Genomic DNA, 2,327 nt, shown 5'->3' on the forward strand with positions numbered 1-2,327 from the left:
ACCCCGAAGACCTCGACCGGCTACGACTTCGGTATCCGTCACGCTTTCTAATTCGAGGCTGGCTTAAGCCAGCTTTGAATCGAAAGACTCAAAAGCCACTCGACGAAAGTCGAGTGGCTTTTTTCATTGGGGGCTTCGCCGATGTTGCGTGGGTGCATTCGAAGCGCACCATCCGCGTGCACCCCCGGGGAACCACCGTGCGGGCACGCACCTTGCACTGCTAGCATGCCTGTTCACATTGTTTGCTGAATGATTGCTTTCGTCCTGCGCCGCCTGATCCAGGCCGTGATCGTCATGATCGCGGTCGCGTTCATCGCCTTTCTTCTCTTCCAATATGTGGGCGACCCCGTCGTCTTTCTGCTGGGCCAGGATGCCAAGCCCGAGCAGATCCGCGAGCTGCGCGCCGCATTGGGGCTCGACCAGCCCTTCTTCGTGCAGTTCTGGCACTTTCTCGTCAACGCGGCCCAGGGCGAGTTCGGCCTGAGCCTGCGCCAGGGCGCGAAGGTCTCGCGCCTCATCGGCGAGCGCTTTCCGGCCACGCTCGAGCTCGCGCTGGTGGCGGCCGTGCTGGCGCTGTTCATCGGCATTCCGATGGGCGTGTACACCGCGCTGCGCCGCGGCACTTTCCTGAGTCAGGTGTTCATGACCGTGTCGCTGCTCGGCGTGTCCCTGCCCACCTTCCTGATCGGCATCCTGCTGATCCTTGTGTTTGCGGTGATGCTGGGCTGGTTCCCGAGCTTCGGGCGCGGGGAGACCGTGCAGTTCGGCTGGTGGAGCAGCGGTTTGTTCCGGGCCGACGGATGGCATCACATCATCCTGCCGGCCGTCACGCTCGCGATCTTCCAGCTGACCCTGATCATGCGGCTGGTGCGCGCCGAGATGCTCGAGGTCCTGCGCACCGACTACATCAAGTTTGCGCGCGCCCGGGGCCTCACGAACCGCGCCATTCATTTCGGCCATGCGCTCAAGAACACGCTGGTGCCGGTGATGACCATCACGGGCCTGCAGCTCGGCGGCCTCATCGCCTTTGCCATCATCACCGAGTCGGTGTTCCAGTGGCCCGGCATGGGGCTCCTGTTCATCCAGGCCGTGACCTTTGCCGACGTGCCGGTGATGGCGGCCTACCTGTGCCTCATTGCCTTGATCTTCGTGGTGATCAACCTGGTGGTCGACCTGCTGTACTTCGTGGTCGATCCGCGGCTGCGCGTGGGCAAGGCGGGAGGACATTGAAATGACGGTTGTCGCAGCAGCTGCAGCACCGCGACTGCAGGCCTCGGGCAGGGCGTTTGCGCACATCGCGAGCTTCTATCCGGAGATCACGGCCTTTCGCCGCGACCTGCACGCCCACCCCGAGCTCGGCTTCGAAGAGGTCTACACGGCCGGCCGCGTGCGCGAAGCGCTGCGTGCCTGCGGCGTGGACGAGATCCACGAGGGCATCGGCAAGACCGGCGTGGTGGGCGTCATCCGCGGCCGCTCCACGGCGAGCGGCCGGATGATCGGCCTGCGCGCCGACATGGATGCGCTGCCCATGCGCGAGGACAACGACTTCGGCTGGCGCTCCGCCAACGACGGCCTGATGCACGGCTGCGGACACGACGGCCACACGGCCATGCTGGTCGGCGCGGCGCGCTACCTGGCCGAGACCCGCAGCTTCGACGGCACCGCGGTGCTGATCTTCCAGCCTGGCGAAGAAGGCTTTGCCGGCGCGCGCGTGATGATCGAGGACGGCCTGTTCGACCGCTTTCCGGTCGACGCGGTCTATGCCATGCACAACTGGCCCGCCATGCCCGCGGGCACCGTGGGCATCAACCGCGGCGCGATGATGGCCGCGGCCGACCGCGTCACGATCGAGATCAAGGGCAAGGGCGGCCACGGTGCCCACGCCTACCAGACCATCGACCCCGTGGTGGTCGCCGCGCACATCATCACGGCCGCGCAGACCATCGTGTCGCGCAGCGTGCGGCCGATCGATGCGGCGGTGGTCAGCATCTGCGCGGTGCAGGCGGGCGACCTGGGCGCGATGAGCGTGATCCCGGGCGAGGCCACGCTGGTGGGCACCGTGCGCACCTTCAGCGCGCGCGTGCAGGCGCAGGTCGAGCAACGCCTGACCGAGCTCTGCACGGCCGTGGCCGCGGGCTTCGGCGCCACCGCCACCATCAGGTACGAGCGCATCTACCCGGCCACCATCAACACCGCACCGGAGGCGATGTTCGCGGCCGACGTGGCCGAGTCGCTGGTGGGCGCTTCCAATGTCGAGCGCAGCATGGAGCCCAGCATGGGCGCCGAGGACTTCTCCTTCATGCTGCAGAAAAAGGCCGGCGCCTACC

At 66.4% G+C, this 2,327-nt stretch carries 2 protein-coding genes; both read left to right on the top strand.

The features are described from left to right. Positions 1–249: 249 nt before the first annotated feature. Positions 250–1,230, top strand: coding sequence for an ABC transporter permease (locus AC1DOC_RS29850; protein WP_012746238.1), 981 nt, complete (start codon positions 250–252; stop codon positions 1,228–1,230). 1 nt (position 1,231) lies between these two features. Further along, positions 1,232–2,327 (top strand): M20 aminoacylase family protein (locus tag AC1DOC_RS29855; protein ID WP_478131140.1); only part of this gene is annotated, 1,096 nt, incomplete at its 3' end.

It is taken from the genome of Variovorax sp. 01T439_2 (assembly GCF_056398445.1).

Bases quoted from the DNA above. Each gene is read 5' to 3' on its own strand.
- AC1DOC_RS29850 (WP_012746238.1), top strand. From the start codon at position 250: ATGATTGCTTTCGTCCTGCGCCGCCTGATCCAGGCCGTGATCGTCATG.